General features: G+C 62.0%; 1 protein-coding gene and 1 pseudogene. Both read right to left on the bottom strand.

What is annotated here, in order from left to right:
• Positions 1–1,080: 1,080 nt before the first annotated feature.
• Positions 1,081–1,509 (bottom strand): annotated as a pseudogene (locus tag AB0N24_RS27490) (SDR family NAD(P)-dependent oxidoreductase); the annotation flags it as partial.
• Positions 1,510–1,601: 92 nt separating this feature from the next.
• The coding region (locus tag AB0N24_RS27485; protein WP_364131756.1) for a GH36 C-terminal domain-containing protein at positions 1,602–2,010 on the bottom strand (409 nt) is incomplete at its 5' end.

The raw sequence follows: 2,010 nt of genomic DNA, 5'->3' as shown, positions 1-2,010 counted from the left end.
AATAGCGAAGTCCATTGTGGGCCGTTTCCCCGCCCTTCATGCCAGGCCCGGGCGACAGCAAACCTGTCACACAACAGCCTGACACACAGGGGATTCCGTATGTTTCCGCGACTTCTCAGTGTTTGCAAGGGGTGGAATGCAGTTCGAGTCCCACCTCGGGCACGCATGACGCCTCGTCAGAGGGGTTTTTGCTTTAATGTGTGGACATTGACCCTCCGCGGGTCCCTCTGACGCTGTCCGCGGTCTGTGCCTGGCGCCGCGGGCACCTATTCGGTTGTGTGGGTGGCGGTATGGGGTCTTGGCTGGTCGGCCTTCCGCCTGCTGGAATCTAGGGTATGTGCCGTCCTTTCTGGCTGTTCCGGTGGCCAGGTGTTGGCCCTCACTCATTCATGCCCAAGTGTTGTGGTGACGACATGACGAAACCCGAACAATCTTCGAGGATCTTTCTTGGATTGCTGCTTTCTGCGAACCCGACAGCGTGCGCTCATCGCTGTTTGTCCGGCCAAAGGAGGTGTGGACATTGTCCACACCTTTGTCCACGGCCGGCTTTTCGACCCGCATTTTGATCCTTTCCTCATGGTTCTGCCGACACCACTTCCTGCAGGTCTCTATTGCAGGCGCCATGACTTTTGCGGTTCCAGACCGTCGTTTTGTAGGACGTTCCCGGGTTCAGCGGGAACGTCCTGGGGGTAATTTAGGGCTGGCGAACGATCCGTCGACAGAGTCCAGGTGTGTGGGATCCGGACTCTTCTTCCGAGGGCGGTCCTGGTTTGGTTGATCCGAAAACCTGTCGATAGTTGGACGCGCGGCTATAGGCTTTCTCCCTCCCATGCATAGTGTCAGTGCCGTTCCCGCTAAGAAGAGCGTCGCGCGCGGACTTGCGGTAGACGAGGCGACTGCCGCGCTTCTCAGCGACGGGCCCGTCACCGACGGTCATTCCGCGGACCACGGGACGAGCACGCTGGCGGCGCTGGCGTCGTGGACGAGGTGAGCGACCGGGGGGAGCGCCGAACGAAACTTTGGATCGTGAGCGGCGCATAGCGCCCTGGTTGCGTGGACGACCCGCCCAGCCACAGGTTAGTTGGCGCCGATCTCCATCTTTTCCACGTAGGGGATGGGATTGTGCTCGCCGTACAGGGTGGCGGACGAGCTGAAGACGATGGAGCGGACGTCGTGGCGGTCCATAACCCGGATCAGGTTCAGCGTGCCCACGAGGTTGTTGTAGTAGTACTTGAGCGGTTCGCGGACCGACTCGCCCACGGCCTTGAGCCCGGCAAAGTGGATCACGGCGTCGATCGCATTGGCCGCAAAGTCGCCTTCCACTGCGGCTTCGTCCACCAGGTCCACGTTGTGGAATTCCGCGGTCTTGCCACTGAGTTCGGCTACCCGGCGCAGTGACTCCTTGCTGGAGTTCACGAGGTTATCGATCACCACCACGTCGTGGCCGGCTTCCTGCAGGGTCAAGACTGTGTGTGAACCGATGTACCCGGTGCCACCTGTGACCAGAATTTTTCATGTGCATCCTCAATTTGAGCGAAGAGTACCCCGACGTTCCGGCGGCTCCGGAGAGCGGGGGAACGTCGGGGCAGGCCTTCCAATTGCTACAGGGCGATGATTTTGAGCAGCAGTGCGTGCTCCGGGTTGAGGGCGGGCATGGGCAGGCCCACCTCGGCGAGGAAATGCCCGTTGGCCTCGGCTCGGTCCGCCAGCCAGGCCGGTGGCTGGACCTGCGTGAAGGTGTGCGCGTAGTCGGCATCGGCCGGGGCCGGGAAGATGGCTTCAACCCGGTAGTCCCGCTCCGGGTCCAGCCCGGGGACGGCGATCCGTCCCGGCTGTTCCGAGAAGGCGGTGCGTGTGCTGACCAAGGCGAACAGCGCCGCCGTCGAACCTTCACTCATGTCTGCACCGCCGTCGGCCACCACGCCGTGGAGCATGAGCGAGTCATCAGCGACGTCGGCGCGGATCATCCGGCCACTATGGATCAGGCCGCGGTGTTCCTTGTACAGGCCG

It is taken from the genome of Arthrobacter sp. NPDC093128, from assembly GCF_040683875.1.
GTDB lineage: Bacteria > Actinomycetota > Actinomycetes > Actinomycetales > Micrococcaceae > Arthrobacter.
Note: the sequence above shows the minus strand (reverse complement) of the source record. Positions and strands in the feature narration are given on the sequence as shown.